20 protein-coding genes are annotated in these 18,772 nt (G+C 59.5%); 10 read left to right on the top strand and 10 right to left on the bottom strand.

Going from position 1 to position 18,772, the window contains the following annotated elements:
- Positions 1–142: 142 nt before the first annotated feature.
- The 10 genes from ACR0NO_RS05030 to ACR0NO_RS04985 all read left to right on the top strand — a co-directional run bounded on the left by ACR0NO_RS05030 (position 143) and on the right by ACR0NO_RS04985 (position 9,478).
- The gene (locus tag ACR0NO_RS05030) at positions 143–1,393 is read left to right on the top strand and encodes a Zn-dependent hydrolase (RefSeq protein ID WP_480723186.1); all 1,251 of its coding nucleotides are present in this window, start codon (positions 143–145) and stop codon (positions 1,391–1,393) included.
- Positions 1,394–1,485: 92 nt separating this feature from the next.
- Positions 1,486–2,940 (top strand): dihydropyrimidinase, encoded by a 1,455-nt coding sequence (gene hydA, locus ACR0NO_RS05025; protein WP_480723185.1) that lies wholly within the window; start codon positions 1,486–1,488, stop codon positions 2,938–2,940.
- A gap of 54 nt (positions 2,941–2,994) precedes the next feature.
- Positions 2,995–3,792, top strand: coding sequence for an ABC transporter ATP-binding protein (locus ACR0NO_RS05020; protein ID WP_170376555.1), 798 nt, complete (start codon positions 2,995–2,997; stop codon positions 3,790–3,792).
- Positions 3,782–4,225 (top strand): N-acetyltransferase family protein, encoded by a 444-nt coding sequence (locus tag ACR0NO_RS05015; RefSeq protein WP_480554576.1) that lies wholly within the window; start codon positions 3,782–3,784, stop codon positions 4,223–4,225. The genes ACR0NO_RS05020 and ACR0NO_RS05015 overlap by 11 nt, the downstream gene beginning before the upstream one ends.
- Positions 4,222–5,154 carry an ABC transporter permease gene (locus tag ACR0NO_RS05010; protein ID WP_480723184.1) on the top strand — a complete coding sequence of 311 codons (933 nt, stop codon included), beginning with the start codon at positions 4,222–4,224 and terminating at the stop codon, positions 5,152–5,154. The genes ACR0NO_RS05015 and ACR0NO_RS05010 overlap by 4 nt, the downstream gene beginning before the upstream one ends.
- Complete coding sequence (locus tag ACR0NO_RS05005; protein WP_480723183.1) at positions 5,151–5,996, top strand: ABC transporter permease; 846 nt, start codon at positions 5,151–5,153, stop codon at positions 5,994–5,996. The genes ACR0NO_RS05010 and ACR0NO_RS05005 overlap by 4 nt, the downstream gene beginning before the upstream one ends.
- A gap of 56 nt (positions 5,997–6,052) precedes the next feature.
- On the top strand, positions 6,053–7,042 hold the full coding sequence (locus ACR0NO_RS05000) for an ABC transporter substrate-binding protein (RefSeq protein WP_480723182.1): 990 nt from the start codon (positions 6,053–6,055) through the stop codon (positions 7,040–7,042).
- 159 nt (positions 7,043–7,201) lie between these two features.
- The gene (locus ACR0NO_RS04995) at positions 7,202–7,915 is read left to right on the top strand and encodes an ABC transporter permease (RefSeq protein WP_480723181.1); all 714 of its coding nucleotides are present in this window, start codon (positions 7,202–7,204) and stop codon (positions 7,913–7,915) included.
- Complete coding sequence (locus ACR0NO_RS04990) at positions 7,908–8,642, top strand: ATP-binding cassette domain-containing protein (protein ID WP_480723180.1); 735 nt, start codon at positions 7,908–7,910, stop codon at positions 8,640–8,642. The genes ACR0NO_RS04995 and ACR0NO_RS04990 overlap by 8 nt, the downstream gene beginning before the upstream one ends.
- Positions 8,643–8,662: 20 nt before the next feature.
- Positions 8,663–9,478 (top strand): ABC transporter substrate-binding protein, encoded by an 816-nt coding sequence (locus ACR0NO_RS04985; protein WP_480723179.1) that lies wholly within the window; start codon positions 8,663–8,665, stop codon positions 9,476–9,478.
- Between the two features lie 52 nt (positions 9,479–9,530).
- On the opposite strand, the gene ACR0NO_RS04980 is transcribed toward ACR0NO_RS04985, so the two are convergent.
- The 10 genes from ACR0NO_RS04980 to ACR0NO_RS04935 form a co-directional block, all read right to left on the bottom strand.
- Positions 9,531–10,403 (bottom strand): substrate-binding domain-containing protein, encoded by an 873-nt coding sequence (locus ACR0NO_RS04980; protein WP_480723178.1) that lies wholly within the window; start codon positions 10,401–10,403, stop codon positions 9,531–9,533.
- Positions 10,404–10,529: a hypothetical protein gene (locus ACR0NO_RS04975; RefSeq protein WP_256439764.1), complete on the bottom strand. Its 126-nt coding sequence runs from the start codon at positions 10,527–10,529 to the stop codon at positions 10,404–10,406. It abuts the gene before it with no gap.
- A 13-nt stretch (positions 10,530–10,542) separates the two neighbouring features.
- Positions 10,543–11,805, bottom strand: coding sequence for a c-type cytochrome (locus ACR0NO_RS04970; RefSeq protein ID WP_480723177.1), 1,263 nt, complete (start codon positions 11,803–11,805; stop codon positions 10,543–10,545).
- Positions 11,806–13,011, bottom strand: a complete 1,206-nt coding sequence (locus ACR0NO_RS04965) for a formate dehydrogenase subunit gamma (protein ID WP_170376579.1) — start codon at positions 13,009–13,011, stop codon at positions 11,806–11,808.
- Positions 13,012–13,081: 70 nt separating this feature from the next.
- Entirely contained in the window at positions 13,082–13,678 is a 597-nt protein-coding gene (gene fdh3B, locus ACR0NO_RS04960) for a formate dehydrogenase FDH3 subunit beta (protein ID WP_170376582.1), read from the bottom strand.
- A gap of 16 nt (positions 13,679–13,694) precedes the next feature.
- Positions 13,695–16,589 (bottom strand): formate dehydrogenase subunit alpha, encoded by a 2,895-nt coding sequence (locus ACR0NO_RS04955; protein ID WP_480723176.1) that lies wholly within the window; start codon positions 16,587–16,589, stop codon positions 13,695–13,697.
- A gap of 133 nt (positions 16,590–16,722) precedes the next feature.
- The gene (locus ACR0NO_RS04950; RefSeq protein ID WP_170376587.1) at positions 16,723–16,911 is read right to left on the bottom strand and encodes a ubiquinol-cytochrome c reductase iron-sulfur subunit N-terminal domain-containing protein; all 189 of its coding nucleotides are present in this window, start codon (positions 16,909–16,911) and stop codon (positions 16,723–16,725) included.
- 58 nt (positions 16,912–16,969) lie between these two features.
- Positions 16,970–17,581 carry a molecular chaperone TorD family protein gene (locus ACR0NO_RS04945; RefSeq protein WP_170376589.1) on the bottom strand — a complete coding sequence of 204 codons (612 nt, stop codon included), beginning with the start codon at positions 17,579–17,581 and terminating at the stop codon, positions 16,970–16,972.
- A gap of 3 nt (positions 17,582–17,584) precedes the next feature.
- Complete coding sequence (locus ACR0NO_RS04940) at positions 17,585–18,154, bottom strand: DUF3306 domain-containing protein (RefSeq protein WP_480723175.1); 570 nt, start codon at positions 18,152–18,154, stop codon at positions 17,585–17,587.
- Positions 18,151–18,705, bottom strand: a complete 555-nt coding sequence (locus ACR0NO_RS04935; RefSeq protein WP_170469868.1) for a DUF3305 domain-containing protein — start codon at positions 18,703–18,705, stop codon at positions 18,151–18,153. Before ACR0NO_RS04935 ends, ACR0NO_RS04940 begins: the two co-directional genes overlap by 4 nt.
- Positions 18,706–18,772 lie beyond the last annotated feature (67 nt).

The raw sequence follows: 18,772 nt of genomic DNA, 5'->3' as shown, positions 1-18,772 counted from the left end.
TCATAGGGGATTTTGCTGAAAACTCCAGCGATGGCGCGCAATTTCTTGACTGATGTCGAACCCGTGATAGCGTGAGTTTGACCAGTTGGTCAAATCAAGACACCAAAAGCGAGCAAACTCGCAAGCAACAGGGAAGAAGACTATGGCAGCTCCGGCGCAGAATCTCAGGATCAATGGCGACAGGTTGTGGGACAGCCTGATGGAGATGGCCAAGATCGGCCCCGGCGTTGCGGGCGGCAACAACCGACAGACGCTGACCGATGAAGACGCCGAAGGGCGCGCGCTGTTCCAAAGCTGGTGCGAGGATGCGGGCTGTTCCATGGGCTTGGATCAGATGGGCAACATGTTCGCGCGGCGTGAAGGCACGGACCCGGACGCGCTGCCAGTCTATGTTGGTTCTCACCTGGACACACAGCCGACCGGCGGGAAATACGACGGGGTTCTAGGGGTGCTTGGCGGTTTGGAGATCATCCGCACGCTGAACGATCTGGGGATCAAAACCAAACATCCGATCGTGGCGACCAACTGGACAAATGAAGAGGGCACGCGCTACGCCCCTGCGATGCTATCGTCGGGCGTGTTTGCCGGGATGCACACGCAGGATTGGGCCTATGACCGCGAGGATGCCGAGGGCAAAAAATTCGGCGATGAATTGCAGCGCATCGGCTGGCGCGGCGAGGAAGAGGTCGGCGCACGCAAGATGCATGCCTTCTTTGAATTGCATATCGAACAAGGGCCGATACTGGAGGCCGAGAGTAAGGACATCGGCGTCGTCACCCACGGTCAGGGGCTAAGTTGGACCCAGATCACGGTGACCGGCAAGGATGCCCATACCGGTTCAACCCCGATGCCGATGCGCAAGAATGCGGGTCTGGCGATGGCGCGTATTCTTGAGAAAGTGGATGAGATTGCGTGGTCCCATGCGCCGCATGCGGTGGGGGCTGCAGGGCATATTGACGTGTATCCGAACTCTCGCAATGTGATTCCGGGCAAGGTGGTGTTCACGGTCGATTTCCGCTCACCCGAGTTGGATGTTATCACTGATATGGAAAACCGCTTGCGTGTGGCGGCCGAGGATATCGTGAACGAAATGGGCCTGCAGATTGAATTCGAAAAGGTCGGTGGTTTCGATCCGGTCAAATTCGATGAGGGCTGCGTGGCCGCCGTGCGCGACGCGGCAGAGCGGCTGGGGTATTCCCATACGGACATCATCTCGGGAGCCGGTCACGATGCCTGCTGGATCAACCGGGTCGCGCCGACCGCGATGGTGATGTGCCCCTGCGTAGATGGCCTGAGCCACAACGAGGCTGAAGAGATCAGCAAGGACTGGGCGGCTGCCGGGGCGGATGTTTTGCTGCATGCGGTCGTTGAGACGGCGGAGATCGTGGAATAGGGGGCGCTGCCCCCGTCGCCCAAAGGGCGACTCCCCCGGGATATTTTTAGCCAGATGAAGCAAGCGGCGCAGACCGCAACAGGGAGTTTGAAATGAGTACTGTCATCAAGAACGGGACCATCGTAACCGCTGATCTGACCTATAAGGCGGATGTGAAAGTTGAGGGCGGTGTGATCACCGAGATTGGGCCGGACCTGCGCGGCGACAAAGAGCTGGACGCCTCGGGGTGCTACGTGATGCCCGGTGGGATCGACCCGCACACGCATCTCGAGATGCCGTTTATGGGGACCTATTCCAGCGACGATTTCGAAAGCGGCACGCGCGCGGCCCTGGCAGGTGGCACCACGATGGTTGTGGATTTCGCGCTGCCCAATCCGGGCGAGAGCTTGCTGGACGCGCTCAAGCGTTGGGACAACAAGTCGACGCGGGCGAATTGTGACTACTCTTTCCACATGGCGGTGACCTGGTGGGGTGAGCAGGTGTTTGATGACATCAAGACGGTGATCGAGACGCGTGGCATCAACACGTTCAAGCATTTCATGGCCTATAAAGGCGCTTTAATGGTAAATGACGATGAGTTGTTTGCCTCGTTCAAACGTCTGGCCGAGTTGGGCGGCACCGCGATGGTGCATGCCGAGAACGGTGACGTAGTAGCTGAGCTGAGCGCCAAACTCCTGGCCGAGGGCAATACTGGCCCCGAGGCACACGCCTATTCCCGTCCGCCGCAGGTCGAAGGAGAAGCGACCAACCGCGCGATCATGATTGCCGATATGGCTGGTGTGCCTTTGTACGTGGTGCACACCTCCTGCGAAGAAGCACATGAGGCCATTCGGCGCGCAAAGATGCAGGGCAAGCGCGTGTGGGGAGAACCTCTGATCCAGCACCTGACCTTGGATGAGAGCGAGTATTTCCACCACGATTGGGAACATGCGGCGCGGCGGGTCATGAGCCCTCCGTTCCGGAACAAGCAGCATCAGGATAGCCTGTGGAACGGTCTGCAATCGGGTACGTTGAGCGTGGTCGCCACGGACCATTGCGCCTTTACGACCGAGCAGAAACGCTATGGCGTCGGGGATTTCACCAAGATCCCGAACGGGACCGGAGGGTTGGAGGATCGGATGCCGATGCTCTGGACCTATGGGGTGAATACCGGGCGTTTGACGCCGAACGAGTTCGTGGCAGTAACTTCAACAAACATCGCCAAGATATTGAATTGCTATCCGAAAAAGGGTGCCGTTCTGGTTGGTGCAGATGCTGATCTGGTAGTGTGGGATCCGGACAAGGCCAAGGTGATTTCGGCCGAAACGCAGCAGTCTTCGATCGACTACAACGTGTTCGAGGGCAAGGAAGTGCGCGGGTTGCCGCGTTTCACGCTGACTCGTGGCGCGGTTGCCGTGCATGATGGTGATATCCAGACGCAGGAAGGGCACGGGAAATTCGTGGCGCGCGAGGCCAACACCCATGTGAACAAAGCGCTGAGCACCTGGAAAGAACTGACCGCCCCGCGCCCGGTAGAGCGGACGGGTATTCCGGCGACGGGTGTCTGACGCATTCGGGCCGCTTGTCGGGCGGCCCGCAATCAAATTTTTCAAGGCTATGGAATGAACACTGACTCTACGACCCAGCCTGTGATCGAGGCAAGGCAGCTGGATCTCACCTTCCAGACGAATGACGGCCCGGTTCACGCGCTGAAAGATGTGAACCTGACGATCGACAAAGGCGACTTTGTCAGCTTTATCGGCCCTTCGGGCTGCGGCAAGACCACCTTTCTGCGCTGCATCGCGGCTTTGGAGACCCCGACGGGCGGTACGTTGACCGTCAACGGCATGACCCCGGATGAGGCGCGGCGCAAGCGGGCCTATGGCTATGTGTTTCAGGCGGCGGGTCTGTATCCGTGGCGGACCATTTCCAAGAACATCAAGCTGCCGCTTGAGATCATGGGCTATTCCGCGTCCGAGCAGGAAGAGCGCGTGAACAAAGTTCTCGAACTCGTTGATCTTGCTGGATTTGGTGGGAAATTTCCGTGGCAACTGTCGGGTGGTATGCAGCAGCGGGCCAGTATCGCGCGGGCTTTGGCTTTTGACGCGGATATCCTGCTGATGGACGAACCATTTGGTGCGTTGGACGAGATCGTGCGCGATCACCTCAACGAGCAGCTTCTGGCGCTCTGGGCGCGTACGGAGAAGACGATTGGCTTTGTGACGCACTCGATCCCCGAGGCGGTGTATCTCAGCACTAAGATCGTGGTGATGAGCCCTCGGCCCGGGCGGATTACGGATGTGATCGACAGCCCTCTACCCAAGGAGCGGCCCTTGGATATCCGCGATACGCCGGAGTTTATAGAAGTTGCACACCGGGTGCGGGACGGCCTGCGGGCGGGGCATTCCTATGATGACTGATGGGGCTTCGGATATGATCAGGCGCGCCACGTTGCAGGACGTGCCGGCCTGTGCCCAAGTGATCCATGATTGGGCCTGCCAGACGGATTGGATGCCGGAAGAACTGCCGGTTGAACAACTGACAGCCTTGATTGAAGAGGCGTTCGATCATCGTGAGGTCTGGGTCACCGGTAACCCGGTCGATTGCTATATGTCCGTAGACCCGAATGAGCAGAAGATCGGTGCGCTTTATTGCAGACGGACCGGTCAGGGCATCGGCAAGCGCTTTGTCGACAAGGCCAAAGAGGGACGCGCGTTTCTTTGGCTTACGACACACACGCCGAACACGGCGGCGCAACGGTTCTATAATCGCGAAGGGTTCGAGGTAACAAGCGAAGAGCCTCCCGTGCCCCCGGACACCGTGCCGGTCTACCGGATGGAGTGGCACGCATGAAGCAGGTCTTATCGGTTCTGACTGTGCTGCTGGCCATTGCGATCCTGTGGTATCTGGCCGTTGCACCAATGAATGTTCGTGTCTCGCTTGATCAGGCGGAACGTGCAGGGGAAACTGTGACGCCCGAGACGTCGAGGGACCGTCAGCAGGTTTCGGTTTGGGTTCTGATGGTGCAGAACCCGTCGCATATCGCAGGTGGTTATGAGCTGGACCGGCCGCGCCTGCCAACGCCCGTTCAAGTCGGGCAAGAGCTTTGGAAAACCACCGGCGAAATGGTGATGCGAGGGCGGGCAATGTCGAAACGCTCATTGATCTATCACGGGTGGATCACGCTGCAATCCACCCTCTGGGGATTTGTACTGGGCACGGCGGTTGGCATCCTAGGGGCCGTGGCCATCGTCTATTCCCGTGTTGTGGATATGAGCCTGATGCCGTGGGCCATCATCAGCCAGACGGTGCCGATCGTGGCACTGGCTCCCATGATCATCGTCCTGAGTTCTCAGTTGGGGATCGAAGGGCGTGGGGTGCCCAAGGCGATTATCTCGGCTTACCTATGCTATTTCCCTGTGCTGGTCGGGATGGTTAAAGGGCTGCGCTCGCCGGCCGTTTCGCAGCTGGATTTGCTTCAGACCTACAACGCCACCGGGTTGCAGGCGTTTCTGAAACTGCGCCTGCCGTCCTCGGTGCCATATCTCTTTACGTCGCTGAAGGTGGGCATTGCGGCGGCCTTGGTCGGGACGATTGTGGGTGAACTTCCCACCGGAGCAATTTCGGGCCTCGGCGCGCGCATTTTGATCGGCGATCAATTCGGCACGCCTTTGGCCATTTGGGCGGCCTTGTTCGCGGCGGCCATTCTGGCGGGTATTCTGGTGACTTTGCTGGATATTCTGCAGCGAGTTACCCTGAAACGCATGGGGATGAGCGCATGAGCTGGTTGATCTTTTCCCTCGTCTTCTGGGCCGGTGCCTGGTGGCTAAACGCGTGGCTGGCGCGGTCGATCTACCGGGACTCCAAAGGCGTGCGCGTCTTTGTGCCCGTGCTCTTTGGTGTCACGCTGCTGATCCTGTGGGAAGGGCTGGTGCAAGGGATGGGCGTCTCACCCGTGATCCTGCCGCCGCCGTCGATGGTGGCGCAGACCTTTGTGAACTCGACCGATATTCTGTGGCAGGACTTCAAACAGACCGTGTTCAAAGGCGCTTTCACCGGGTTTGCAATCGGAGCTACCGCCGCTTTTCTAACGGCTGTTCTGATCGACCGGTCCGTCTTTCTGACCCGAGGGTTGCTGCCCATCGGCAACTTTGTGGCGGCGCTGCCTATCGTTGGAATCGCGCCTATTCTGGTCAGCTGGTTCGGGTTCGACTGGCACTCCAAGGCGGCGGTGGTTGTGGTGATGGTGTTCTTCCCGATCCTTGTGAATACGGTGCAAGGTCTGCGTGAGGCGGATGCGATGCAGCGCGACCTTATGCGGACCTATGCGGCCAGCTACACGCAAACGCTGATCAAGCTGCGCCTGCCTGCGGCCATGCCGTTCATATTCAATGGCCTCAAGATCGCCACCACATTGGCGCTGATCGGAGCGATCGTCGCCGAATATTTCGGCTCACCTACGCGCGGTATGGGCTTTCGGATTTCTACCGGGGTGGGCAGCCTGTCGATCGACCTCGTCTGGGCAGAAATCGCAGTGGCGGCAGTCGCTGGAACAGTGTTCTATGCTTTGGTGGCAGGGCTCGAAAAAATGGTAACCTTTTGGCACCCCTCACAACGCAGATAACAAGACCAACCAGACCCCGAAAACGGGGCGCAATTCGTAACAAGGAGAAGATGAAGATGAAAAAGCTACTCAGCGGGGCGGTTGCCGCCTTTAGCCTGGCCGCCAGTGCATCACTGGCCGCCGATGAGGTAACGTTGCAGCTCAAATGGGTCACGCAGGCGCAGTTTGCAGGCTACTACGTCGCGAAGGACAAGGGGTTCTACAAGGAAGAAGATCTGGACGTCACTATCCTGCCGGGCGGTCCCGATATCGCGCCCACTCAGGTGATCGCGGGTGGCGGTGCGGATGTGACCGTCGAATGGATGCCGGCCGCACTGGCCGCACGGGAAAAAGGCTTGCCGCTGGTCAATATCGCTCAGCCTTTCAAAAGCTCAGGCATGATGCTGACCTGCTGGAAGGATGCGGGGATTTCCTCGCCCGAAGATCTGAAGAACCGCACTCTCGGCGTTTGGTTCTTTGGAAACGAATTCCCGTTTATGAGCTGGATGAGCCAGCTGGGCATCGACACAGGCGGTAAGGCTGAAAACGGTGTAGAGGTGCTGAAGCAAGGCTTCAACGTGGATCCTCTGCTGCAGCGTCAGGCTGATTGCATCAGCACCATGACCTACAATGAATACTGGCAGGTCATTGATGCAGGCGTGAATCCGGATGAGCTGGTGACCTTCAAGTACGAAGATCAGGGCGTGGCAACGCTGGAAGATGGTCTTTACGTGCTGGAAGAGAACCTGAGCGACGAAGCCTTTGTTGAGAAAATGCAGCGCTTTGTGCGGGCCTCGATGAAAGGTTGGAAATATGCCGAAGAGAACCCGGATGAGGCCGCTCTGATCGTTCTCGACAATGACGCTACTGGTGCGCAGACCGAAGAGCATCAGAAACGCATGATGGGCGAGATTGCTAAACTGACCGCAGGATCGAACGGGGCGCTGGACCCGGCTGATTTTGAGCGTACGGTAAGTACACTGTTGGCAGGTGGATCCGATCCGGTCATCACCGCGAAGCCGGAAGGTGCATGGACACATCAGGTGACCGACGCAGCGCTGAACTAAACCAGTCAGGCATTTCTGACGCAAAGACGCGGTCCCAAAACGGGGCCGCGTTTTCTATTCTGACTGTCGGTTTCGTGTATGTACTTTTGGTGAATCTATAGTAGTATTTCCTTGTAAATTAACGCAAATCATCCATCTGGTCTCGCTTAAAAGGATAAAATGCAAGGATTTGCAGAGGAATTCAGTCACGCCCTCTCTCTCATCCTCAATGGAGATGCAGAGCTGTGGGCGATTGTCTTTCTGTCTCTGAAAGTATCCGTGTTCGCGGTGCTGATCTCGGCCCTGATCGGGATGCCCGTTGGGGCAGCGCTGGCCGTGGCGCGCTTTCCCGGTCGCCGCGCGTTGATCGTACTGATGAATGCTTTGATGGGCTTTCCACCGGTGGTGGTCGGCCTGTTGGTCTATCTTATGCTGTCCCGTTCGGGGCCTTTGGGGGTATTGGAGCTGCTCTATACGCCCACCGCCATGATCATCGCGCAGGTGGTTTTGGTCACGCCCATCATCGCCGCACTGACCCGGCAAGTGGTCGAGATGCTGGCCGAGGAGTATTCAGAACAACTCCGTTCACTTGGAGTGTCGCGTTTGGCCTCGGTTCCGGTGTTGTTGTGGGATGCGCGCTTGGCTTTGATCACCGCGCTTCTGGCCGGGTTCGGACGTGCCATTGCCGAAGTGGGCGCCGTGATCATCGTTGGCGGCAACATCAATCACGTAACGCGGGTCATGACGACGACAATTGCGCTCGAGACTTCGAAAGGGAACCTGGCTTTGGCGCTGGCGCTGGGTACGATCCTGATCGGTATCGCGGTGGCTGTGAACGCCATGGTCAGCGCTGCCAGCCTCCGCGCCGAACGAGAGGGGTTGCGCCATGCGTGATCTGACCTTCGAGATGACGCGGTCCCTGCAGGTCCGTGATCTGGTCATCCGGCGCAATGGGCAGGCCTTGTTGGATGTGGCCGAGCTGACGCTGGACGGGCCGGGGCCAACACTGTTGCTGGGTCCAAACGGGGCGGGCAAAAGCCTGCTCTTGCGGTGTCTGCATGGGTTGATCTCACCAGATCAGGGACAGGTTGTGCAGGATGGTGCTCCGCTGAATGCCTCTCATACAGCGCGGCAGGCGATGGTGTTCCAGCAGCCCGTTCTTCTGCGCCGATCGGTGTCCGCCAATCTGGACTTCGTGCTAAAACGGCAGGGGCTGGCGCGTCGCGCGCGCAAACTTCGGATTGCCGAGCTGTTGGCCGAAGGGGGCCTTGAGGGCAAAGCCCGCCAGCCTGCGCGGTCTTTGTCGGGTGGGGAGGCGCAACGGCTGGCGATCCTGCGGGCATTGGCGATGACCCCCGAAACCCTGTTTCTGGATGAGCCGACCAGCGCACTGGACCCAAGCGCTGTGCAGATGATTGAACGTATGATCCTGCGAGCCTCGGCGCGTGGGGTGCGGATCGTTATGGTGACACATGATATCGGACAGGCGCGGCGGTTGGCTGCGGATATTGTCATGATGCAGGGCGGGCGTGTGGTGGAACACGGACCTGCCAAACAGGTTCTGGATGCCCCAGAAAGCGACGCATCACGTCGCTATCTCTCGGGCGCATTGGTTACATAACAAAAACATTGGAGCATGTGATGAGACGGGCAATTTTGCGCGCAGCGGCGCTTGGGCTTGGGATGATGGCCGGCATAGCCACAGCGGAGGAGCCGTTTATCGTGGTGCAATCCACGACCTCGACGCAGAATTCGGGGTTGCTGGACTATCTGTTGCCGGGCTTTGAGGCGGAAAGCGGTATTGATGTCCGTGTCGTAGCCGTTGGCACCGGTCAGGCCATTCGCAATGCGGTGAACGGCGATGGGGACGTGCTGTTGGTCCATTCCAAGCCTGCGGAAGAGAAGTTTGTTGCGGATGGTTGGGGCGTTGAGCGCTTGGATCTGATGTACAATGACTTTGTTCTGGTCGGGCCAAAATCAGACCCGGCTGGCGTCAAAGGAGGGGCGGATATCCTCTCCGCGCTTTCTACCATTGAGGCGGCAGAGGCCGTCTTCACCTCGCGCGGGGATGACAGCGGAACGCATAAGGCCGAGATGGGCCATTGGGCGGATGCTGGTTTGGATCCGACCGAAGCGTCGGGCGAATGGTATCGCGAGACCGGGTCAGGTATGGGTGCCACGCTGAACATAGCCAGCGGCATGGGGGCCTATACGCTGACCGACCGCGCGACATGGCTTTCCTTTGGAAACAGAGGGGATCTTGAGATTCTGGTCGAGGGCGATCCGCGGTTGTTCAACCAATATGGAGTGATCTTGGTCAATCCTGAGCGGCATCCGAAAACGCGCGCCAATGCCGGGCAGAGGTTCATTGATTGGCTGACCGGGCCGGACGGGCAGGCGGCGATTGCGGACTTCCGGCTAGAAGGGCAGCAGGTGTTCTTCCCTAACGCGCAGTAGATTGGCCTGCGGCCAATGCCTTCGGTGAGAGTATTTTTGAAAAGATGAAGCCCTAACCGCTGGCGCCATTGTGGTGGACCTGGCCCAAACCGGTCAGGTCATATCCACCAAATTCAGACGCGCGGGTTTGAAACTGATCCGAGCGTATGAAGCGCAGCAGTTTCTGCATTGGTTCGTCGAAATAGGCCCGCCGCCAGATCGCCAGGTCCAGTCGTTCCGAGTGGGTCGGGACGAAGCGCAGGTTGTAGAGGCTTGCCAATGCGCCCAGACCGAACCCGGCCTCGGCCTTGTTGTCGTGCAGAGTGATGGCCAGTTCTTCCTCGGTGCGGGCGCAGGTGGGTAGAGCAGTCAGGTCGTCTCGGGTCAGGCCATGGGTTGTGAGCTCGGCATCGAAGAGACGTTGGCTGGCGGCGCTATTTTGGCGCAAGACGACGCGGCGACCTCTGAGGTCGGCAAAACCTGCAATGTCCGAGGTCTCCGGAGACAGCAAAAGCCCGCGTTGTCGCTGCGCAATCTCGATCAGGACCACAGGGGCCTCACCCAAAGCATCGCGCAGGGATTGGGTGTTGAAGCCTTCGTCTTCATGGATATGCAGCGCCGCTGCCTGCGCGCTTCGACTACCTAGGCGGCTGAGCCCGTCGAATGAGCCATCGTAATACGTCGCGAGACCAGATCCGCTCTCCCGCAGTGCCCAGTCCAACAGTGGATCATGGCTGCCCGCGACGATCGGAGGCAGGGGCGGTTCCGCTACCTGTGGACCGGAGCGGGACGCGTTGAGCCATGCAATCACCTCGATCCGGGGAAACAGCAGCTTGCCCATGGCGCGGACGCAAGGCACCTCGCCCGAGGAAGCGAGATCATAGGCTTTCCGCTCGCCGATCCGCAACAGGTCGGCCAGCTCTTTCGTCGTCAGGTATTCGGACATTCAGTCGAGGCGCACAGCAGGGCCAGAGGTCGCCTGTTCCGCGCTGAAGCCGATTTGGTTCAGCGCAAAGGGGGCGGCAACAGTGATGACGACCATTGCAGTTGCGGCGGCAAGAAAGGCTTTCATCGTTTCCTCCGGTTCAGTTTGGATCAACCGTTGCGCGGCGCAGAAATGCAATCAGGTCGTCCCGGTCCTGTTCTTGCGTGATCCGCTGCATCGGCATCTTTGATCCTGGAATGTAGTGATCCGGCCCCTCATCGAAAAGGGCATTTATCGTCTCGTCATTCCAAATGATATCAGAGTCTTGCAGCGTTTCCGAGTAGAAATAACCCGGCAGGGTTCCGGCTTGTCGTCCGAACACTTCATAAAGCGTCGGACCTGCACGGCGTTGCCCGTCCGGTGTCAGGCTGTGGCAGATCGAGCATTTGCGGGCGAATTGCCGTTCGCCGTTGCTCATCTGGTCGGGGTCTTTCAAAAAGCTGGGTTCAGCTGTGGCCATCTGCTCCTGATCCCTCAGCGCGGCGACAGGCCAGCTATACATGGCCTCATCAATTCCACCCGCGTGGATGTTTTGACCGTCCGCAGAAAACGCCAACGCCCAGACCGGCCCCCTCAGCGTGGCGCGAAAATCCTGGGCGATACGCCAGTCCACCGTGTCGATCACCATGATGTAACCTTCACCATCGCCAACGGCTAATAGGCTGCGATCAGGGCTGAGGGCCAGCGCCAGAATGGGGCGTCGGTCCAGGGTGAAATCCCTCTCTTCATCCGTGCTGAGGTCGCGGATACGGGTCCCGCCATCCACAGCGCCATAGGCGATCCAGCCGTCTTGTTCGTTCAGGGCAAGCTCATTGATGCCAAAGCCATGTTCGACCACGCGCCGGGTTTCCTGACCGCTGGCCACGTCCCATTCGCGTAGGCTGCCATCCACACCCGCTGAGAACAGCCGGGTTCCATCCTGTGAAAACACCACCGCGTTCACACCGCCTCCAGTCGGGCCCAGCATTTGTGGCGCCGAGCCGTCCACCGGCCATAACCCTATCGAGCCGTCCCAGCTGGCTGTGGCGACATGGTTTTTTGAGGCTGAGAGGCCCACGATTTTACCTTTGTGCTGGCCCACGACCTCTCCGCCTGGCCAGCGGCGCAGGGTGAAATCGTCTCCGGCGGAGTAGATGGCAGTGCCGTTGAAGACGACGGAGTTAACGGCGGCTTCGTGGCCCTCCAACCATTCGGGCATTTGATCGGACCACAGGCCAACCGAATTGTCGAAACTGGCCGTGGCGATCCGCCCGTCAGGTGCGGTTGCGATGCCCATGATCGGCCCGCCATGGCCCTTGAGCGTAAAGAACTCGGACAATGCGGGCAGGGGGATCAGGGCCAGCGCGACGGCGAGCCAGCGCATCTATTCAGCGGGAGAGGCCGCTGCTTTGCCCGCCTCTTTTTCCTGCACCTCTTCCAGCCAGAGCGAGTGATGCTCACGCGCCCACTGCTCTTCAACCTCGCCGGTACCCATGGCGTCAAACGCGCCCTCCATGCCCACCGAGCCAAGGTAGATATGGGCGATGATAATGGCGATGAAGACATAGGCCACCATAACGTGCCAGACCTGTGCGTATTGCATTTCCTCCTGCGGCGACATCTGGACGGGCAGGCTCAGGCCAAGTGCTTGAGGAATGCCGGTGGAGTTGGCGATCGAGAAGGTTTTGGCGAACATCGGCAGCTCGAACGGGAACAGCAGCGACAGACCGGACAGGCTGATCGAGATACCCAGCAGGATGCAGGCCCAGAAGATGATTTTCTGGCCCGCGTTGAACTTTTTAGCAGGTGGATGGCTGCCTTTTGTGAACAATCCCCCTCCGGCGGCCAGCCATTTCAGGTCGGTTTTGTTGGGGATGTTATGGGCGATCCAGTTCACGGTGACGATGATCAAGCCCAGCATGAAGGCCCAGGCGAGGTTGTTGTGCAGCCATTTGCAGCCCTGTGCAATGGTGGCGAATCCTTCCTTGCCGAAGATCGGGATCAGGAAGTCGCGGCCATAAAGCGTCAGCAGGCCAGTGATCCCAAGGATCAGGAACGATCCGGCAAACAGCCAGTGCCCGAACCGTTCAAAACTGTTGAAGCGTAGAACCGTGCGGCCTGTCTTTTCCCCATCAATGCGGATTTTACCGCGGATCAGGAAGAACAGCAGAATGACGGCCGCCATCCCAGCAATGATGTAGCTGCCGTATTCACGCAGTGGACCCGTTCGGAAGTTCCACCACCACATGCCGCCATCCTGAATCAGGACACCAGCGGCAGGCCCTTGAGACGACACCGTTGTATCGGCCGAGCCAAAGCGAATAGCCCGATACACATCGCTATCCGAGGCAACACCGCTTGTTCCGAATTGCCCCAGCAGCCCCTCGACATTGCCCTGACCTGTGTTTTCCGAGCGGTAGGCGTTGTCCACTTTCTCTCCCCGCTGCCGCGCCAGAATATCTTCTAGCGTCGTGGCACCGCCAGTCGAGGCGCGTTCATCCGCGGCAGGGGCCTCGGTCTCGGTGCTTTGGGCAAGGGCGAACTGGGTCAGCCCAAGGGTGAACAGAAGGGCGAAAATGAGACGGAACATCTGGACCTCGGTCAAAATTCCAATGCAGGTGACCCACCTTGGCGGGTCACCTGTTCTTTGCGCAGACGAATTAGCCGTCTTTCTGGTCGTAGGCCGTGCCCCAACCCCACGCGCCCGAGCCAAACCCGCGCGCAACGACGCGCTCGCGGTAGATGGCCGAGACCACGTCGCCGTCACCGGCGAGCAGGGCCTTGGTGGAACACATTTCGGCGCAGATGGGCAGTTTGCCCTCTGCGATCCGGTTGCGACCATATTTGGCGAACTCTGCGGTCGAGTGCGTTTCCTCGGGGCCGCCGGCGCAGAAGGTACATTTGTCCATCTTGCCACGCGATCCGAAGTTGCCCGCCTGCGGGTATTGGGGCGCGCCGAAGGGGCACGCGTAGAAGCAATAGCCGCAGCCAATGCACAGGTCCTTGGAGTGCAGGACGACGCCTTCTTCGTTCTGATAGAAGCAGTCGACCGGGCACACCGCCATGCAAGGCGCATCCGAACAATGCATACAGGCCACCGAGATCGAGCGTTCGCCCGGATTGCCGTCATTGATCGTTACCACCCTGCGGCGGTTGATGCCCCATGGCACCTCGTGTTCGTTCTTACACGCGGTGACACAGGCGTTGCACTCGATACAGCGTTCAGCGTCGCAGAGAAATTTTGCTCTTGCTGCCATTTTTCTCTTCTCCTCCTTACGCTGACCAGATCTTGCAGAGAGTCGCTTTGGTCTCCTGCATCTGGGTCACTGAATCATAGCCATAGGTCTGGGCGGTGTTGGTGCTTTCACCCAGCACATAGGGATCGGCGCCTTTGGGATATTTATCCCTCCGGTCCTCGCCCTGGAAATGGCCGCCAAAGTGGAAGGGCATGAAGGCTACGCCGGCACCGACCCTGTTGGTCAGCATCGCCATCACCTTGACCTTGCCGCCCTCAGGACCTTCAACCCAGACCTGTGATCCGTCCCGAATACCAAGGTTGTTGGCATCGCGCGGATTGATCTCGACGAACATGTCCTGCTGAAGCTCGGCCAGCCACGGGTTGGACCGCGTCTCATCGCCACCGCCTTCATATTCGACCAAACGACCTGACGTGAGGATTATCGGGTAATCCTTTGAAAAGTCGTTCTTTTGAATCGAAGCGTAAAGGGTGGGTAGACGATAGGCCTGACGGTCCTCGTAGGTTGGATAGTCCTCCACCAGATCGCGCCGGTTCGTGTAGAGCGGCTCGCGGTGCAGTGGGATCGGATCCGGGAAGGTCCAGACAACCGCGCGTGCCTTTGCGTTCCCGAAGGGCGCACAGCCATGAGCGATCGCGACCCGCTGGATACCGCCGCTGAGGTCGGTCTTCCAGTTGGTCTCTGGTCCCGCAACGGCGTCGATTGCCGCGCGTTCCTCAGCCGTAAGGTCTCCATCCCAGCCAAGGTCCATCAGCATCTGCATCGTGAATTCGGGATAACCATCCTGAATTTCCGATCCGACGCTATAGACCCCTTCGGCCAACAGGTTGTCACCATCGCGTTCCACCCCGAAACGGGCGCGGAAGGTCAGGCCGCCTTCGGCCACCGGCTTGGACATGTCATAGAGGTTCGGTGTCCCCGTATGACCCATCTCGGCCGTTCCCCAGCAAGGCCAGGGCAGACCGTAATATTCGCCGTCGTTGGGTCCACCAATGGCTTGCAACGTGGTTCTGTCGAACGTGTGCTGGTTGGCCATATGGCTTTTCAAACGTTCCGGCGACTGACCGGTATAACCGATGGTCCAGAGGCCCGAGTTAAACTCACGCGTGATGCTTTCAACATTCGGGGTTTCCGGGTCGTCCATCTCGATGTTGCGGAATAGACGATCCGCCCAGCCGAACTTATTGGCGAACTTGGCCATGATGACCTCGTCCGGCAAGCTTTCGAACAGGGGATCCACCACCTTGTCGCGCCACTGCAGCGAGCGGTTCGAGGCCGTGACCGAGCCACGGGTCTCGAACTGGGTACAAGCTGGCAACAGGTAGACGCCATCAGTGCGGTCCTGCAGAACGGCCGAGACGGTGGGATACGGGTCGATCACGACCAGCATGTCCAGCTTCTCCATCGCCGTCTTCATTTCCGTCATCCGGGTCTGCGAGTTGGGCGCGTGGCCCCACAGAACCATGGCGCGGACGTTGTTGTCCTGATCCATGTTGGCAGGGTCTTCCAGAACACCGTCAATCCAGCGGGAGACCGGGATGCCGCGCTCGTTCTGGAGCGGTTTATCCTTGCCTTCTTTGTCCTTGATCGTGGCGAACTGGCCGGCCAGCCATTCGGGATCTTCACCCCAGACACGGGCCCAGTGACCCCATGCACCTTTCGACAGGCCATAGTAGCCGGGCAGGGTGTGGGACAGAACACCAAGGTCCGTCGCGCCCTGCACGTTGTCATGGCCGCGGAAGATGTTGGTGCCACCCCCCGAGGTGCCCATGTTGCCGAGCGCAAGCTGAAGCACACAGTAGGCGCGGGTGTTGTTGTTGCCATTGGTGTGCTGAGTACCACCCATACACCAGACAACGGTGCCGGGGCGGTTATTCACCATGGTCCGGGCGACGCGGCGCAGCTGCGAGCCGGGTGTGCCGGTGACGCGCTCGACCTCATCAGGGGTCCACTTGGCAACCTCTTCCTTGATCTGGTCCATCCCCCAGACACGGGTGCGGATAAACTCTTTGTCTTCCCAACCGTTGTCGAAGATGTGCCACAGGATACCCCAGACCAATGCGACGTCGGTGCCGGGACGGAAACGGACATATTCATCCGCATGGGCCGCGGTGCGCGTAAAGCGCGGGTCGCAGACGATCAGAGGCGCGTTGTTCTGCTCTTTCGCACGCAGGATATGCAGCAACGAGACGGGGTGCGCCTCGGCAGGGTTACCACCGATGATAAAGATGGCCCGGCTGTTGTGCATGTCGTTGTACGAGTTGGTCATGGCGCCGTAGCCCCATGTGTTCGCAACGCCCGCAACAGTGGTCGAGTGACAGATACGGGCCTGATGGTCCACGTTGTTCGTGCCCCAGTAGGCGGCGAACTTGCGGAACAGATAGGCCTGTTCGTTATTATGCTTCGCAGAACCCAGCCAGTACACGCTGTCCGGCCCGGATTCCTGACGGATGTTCATCATGCCGTCGCCGATCTCGTTGATCGCCTCGTCCCAGCTGATGCGCTTCCACTCTCCGCCTTCTTTTTTCATCGGATATTTCAGGCGGCGTTCGCCATGGGCATGTTCGCGGACCGCGGCCCCCTTGGCGCAGTGTGCACCCAGGTTGAACGGGCTGTCCCAACCGGGTTCTTGCCCGATCCAGACGCCGTTTTGCACTTCGGCAACAACTGTACAGCCGACCGAGCAGTGAGTGCAGACGGATTTGATATTCTCAACGGCTTGGTTTGCCGCTGTCTGGGCGCTGGCTTGCGTCACGGTTCCACCCGTGGCGCTGATCGCGGCAAGGCCGCCGATCGTCAGGCCCGAGCCACGCAGGAATGCGCGGCGATCGACGGTTTTCTCGCCGACCTGGGACAGGATACTTGTCCGCTGGGGGCGTCTCGCAACCCCGTTGGTCTTTTTCCTAAGCATTGTTTTCCTCCCTTGCGCGCCGTGTCAGCCACGGCTGGCTTGGTACTTCGCGAACCGACATCAGGGCCAATCGCAACCGTCCGTCGGGTAGATGACATCGTCCGGCGGCTAGGCCGGGCGCAGTCGAGGCGGCTTAGAAGCGCGCGCTTTCCAAATACGCGCGGGTATGCGCGGTGTCCTGCATGCGGGTTTCGTCCGTCGGCAGCTCGGCTGCTTCGGCTTGACCGCTCAGGCTGGCGGCGGCGACAGCAGCGGGCGCTGCGGTTCCGGCCAGTTTGAGGAAGTCGCGGCGGGTTGCGCCTTCTTCCTTGGTCTTGCTCATGGGTGTCTCCTCTGCCATTTGCGATTTAGCGCCGTTTGCGGCGCTGGCGAGTGGCGGGTTATGCCGCCGTCATTCGGAAGGCCTCACGCTCGATCTCCATGAACACCCGACCGGCTGTCCCGACCGAGGCATAGAGAACCGAAGCTTCGGCAGCTTCCAAATCCGAATAGAAATGTGCGGCCCACGGGCCGATATGTTTGTTCCAGAACGCTTTTTGATCGTCGAGCGAGGCCGCGGTCCCGAACCGGCCTACGATCATGCCCGCCATAATCTCCATAAGCGAGGCGATGTTATCTTCGGGCTCGAACACATTCTTGGCACGGGTAATGCCGCGCACGGCCATATCATTGCGCAACTGAGCCAGAGGTTTTTCGTTCAGGAACCCGGTCAGGTAAAAGCTGGCATAGGGCAGCAACTCGCCACGCCCCAACCCGATGAACAGCGCGTTGAACTCGCGTTCTGCTGCGGCGGGTTTAGTCACCTTGGCCACCCGTGCCATGGCTTGAATGGCTTGGCCCAGATCGGTGTCATCGCCGCTTAGTCCGGCCATCTGATCCAACAGCAATTGATCCGGCGGGCCAGCCAGCAGCAGGCCCAGGAAGTTGTAGAAATCCGCGCGCAGCCGATCCTCGGCCGAGATATCCATGTGTTGCGCGTTGCTTGCGGTCATTCGTTATCCTTCGAATTCAAATCTCATGCGGCGCGGGGCCGGGGTATATGGCTCGTCCTCAGGCTCTTCCGCTGCGGCCAGAGCCATCGGTTCCGGCGCTGGTTCGGGTTCGGCGAGGATGGGTTCTTCTTCCTCGACAGGCTCGAGGGCGTCGATCTCTGGCTCATCCTCTTCGGCTGCCAAAGCCTCGACATGCGCCAACATCCCTTTGCCGACCTGATAAGCGGTCTGGAGGTTTTCGATCACGCAGGCGGCATCGGTGTAGTCTTCGCCGTAGTCGACCAGCCCGTCCACATTGGCTAGAACCGGGTTCAGCCGCCAAAGCCGACGCAGGGCGCGGCGGCGCAAGCGGTCGGGGACTGCCTTAGCCATGAAGCCCGACACATCATCGCCAGCTTGCAACTGATCGGGGTCGGGCAGGTTTAACTCGGCCAGAATTTCGGCGTCGCTCTTTTCTTCCAACTCGGCCTGTTGCGTCGCAATGGTTTGTTGTTCCGCCGCGATCGCTTCGGCCTCGGTTTCTGCCTGAACGGCTGCCTTGCGGCGGGACCAGAAATCGCGGGGTTGGGTCATTGCAGCACCTTCCTCGGTGCGCGGTAGACGTCCGAGGTCTGCCGAATACGCGCATCCCCCTTGCCGTCCTCCACAAGGTCCGTCCGTTTCTTGTCACGACGGCGCTTGATGAAAACCTCATCACGGTGGTGTTCTAAGGTGAAATCCCGAACCCAAGCGATCAGGCCTTCGGTCATCGGGATTTTCTCAACGATCTCCTCGCCAGTATCTGCATAATCCTGCCCCTCGAACGGCGAAGCAGTGATCAGCGCCGCATCCATCGGGCGGTTGCCGTCCAGATCATTGCGCAGAACCAGATAAACGGAAGGCTGCCCATCGGAGAGGTTAACCATATAAGCTTCTGTCTCATCGGCCCAGAGGGTCAGGGGTAGGGTGGCGGCGTGGTATTCCACCGCATCGCCTTCGCGCCGAAGCTCCACCCAATCAGCAGGGCCTGCACCGGGCAGCACGGCAACTGCTCGCCAGTTCCACTTCGCCCAGCGAGTTACCCCGGGTGTTTTGCGCACGATGACGCCAACAGGCATTTCAATACGGCTTGCGGCCTTGGCCACTGGCTCCTCCCCGTAAGGCTCTCCCCTGCCTTACCCTAAGTCTACTATGGTACACATAGGGCGGCTC

The organism is Ruegeria sp. CL3 (assembly GCF_056536505.1).
The sequence above is the reverse complement of the archived record's forward strand: the minus strand, read 5'-3'. Positions and strand labels throughout refer to the sequence as shown.

Coding starts and splice junctions, on each gene's coding strand:
- ACR0NO_RS05030 (WP_480723186.1), top strand. CDS start 143: ATGGCAGCTCCGGCGCAGAATCTCAGGATCAATGGCGACAGGTTGTGG.
- hydA (WP_480723185.1), top strand. CDS start 1,486: ATGAGTACTGTCATCAAGAACGGGACCATCGTAACCGCTGATCTGACC.
- ACR0NO_RS05020 (WP_170376555.1), top strand. CDS start 2,995: ATGAACACTGACTCTACGACCCAGCCTGTGATCGAGGCAAGGCAGCTG.
- ACR0NO_RS05015 (WP_480554576.1), top strand. CDS start 3,782: ATGATGACTGATGGGGCTTCGGATATGATCAGGCGCGCCACGTTGCAG.
- ACR0NO_RS05010 (WP_480723184.1), top strand. CDS start 4,222: ATGAAGCAGGTCTTATCGGTTCTGACTGTGCTGCTGGCCATTGCGATC.
- ACR0NO_RS05005 (WP_480723183.1), top strand. CDS start 5,151: ATGAGCTGGTTGATCTTTTCCCTCGTCTTCTGGGCCGGTGCCTGGTGG.
- ACR0NO_RS05000 (WP_480723182.1), top strand. CDS start 6,053: ATGAAAAAGCTACTCAGCGGGGCGGTTGCCGCCTTTAGCCTGGCCGCC.
- ACR0NO_RS04995 (WP_480723181.1), top strand. CDS start 7,202: ATGCAAGGATTTGCAGAGGAATTCAGTCACGCCCTCTCTCTCATCCTC.
- ACR0NO_RS04990 (WP_480723180.1), top strand. CDS start 7,908: ATGCGTGATCTGACCTTCGAGATGACGCGGTCCCTGCAGGTCCGTGAT.
- ACR0NO_RS04985 (WP_480723179.1), top strand. CDS start 8,663: ATGAGACGGGCAATTTTGCGCGCAGCGGCGCTTGGGCTTGGGATGATG.
- ACR0NO_RS04980 (WP_480723178.1), bottom strand. CDS start 10,403: ATGTCCGAATACCTGACGACGAAAGAGCTGGCCGACCTGTTGCGGATC.
- ACR0NO_RS04975 (WP_256439764.1), bottom strand. CDS start 10,529: ATGAAAGCCTTTCTTGCCGCCGCAACTGCAATGGTCGTCATCACTGTT.
- ACR0NO_RS04970 (WP_480723177.1), bottom strand. CDS start 11,805: ATGCGCTGGCTCGCCGTCGCGCTGGCCCTGATCCCCCTGCCCGCATTG.
- ACR0NO_RS04965 (WP_170376579.1), bottom strand. CDS start 13,011: ATGTTCCGTCTCATTTTCGCCCTTCTGTTCACCCTTGGGCTGACCCAG.
- fdh3B (WP_170376582.1), bottom strand. CDS start 13,678: ATGGCAGCAAGAGCAAAATTTCTCTGCGACGCTGAACGCTGTATCGAG.
- ACR0NO_RS04955 (WP_480723176.1), bottom strand. CDS start 16,589: ATGCTTAGGAAAAAGACCAACGGGGTTGCGAGACGCCCCCAGCGGACA.
- ACR0NO_RS04950 (WP_170376587.1), bottom strand. CDS start 16,911: ATGAGCAAGACCAAGGAAGAAGGCGCAACCCGCCGCGACTTCCTCAAA.
- ACR0NO_RS04945 (WP_170376589.1), bottom strand. CDS start 17,581: ATGACCGCAAGCAACGCGCAACACATGGATATCTCGGCCGAGGATCGG.
- ACR0NO_RS04940 (WP_480723175.1), bottom strand. CDS start 18,154: ATGACCCAACCCCGCGATTTCTGGTCCCGCCGCAAGGCAGCCGTTCAG.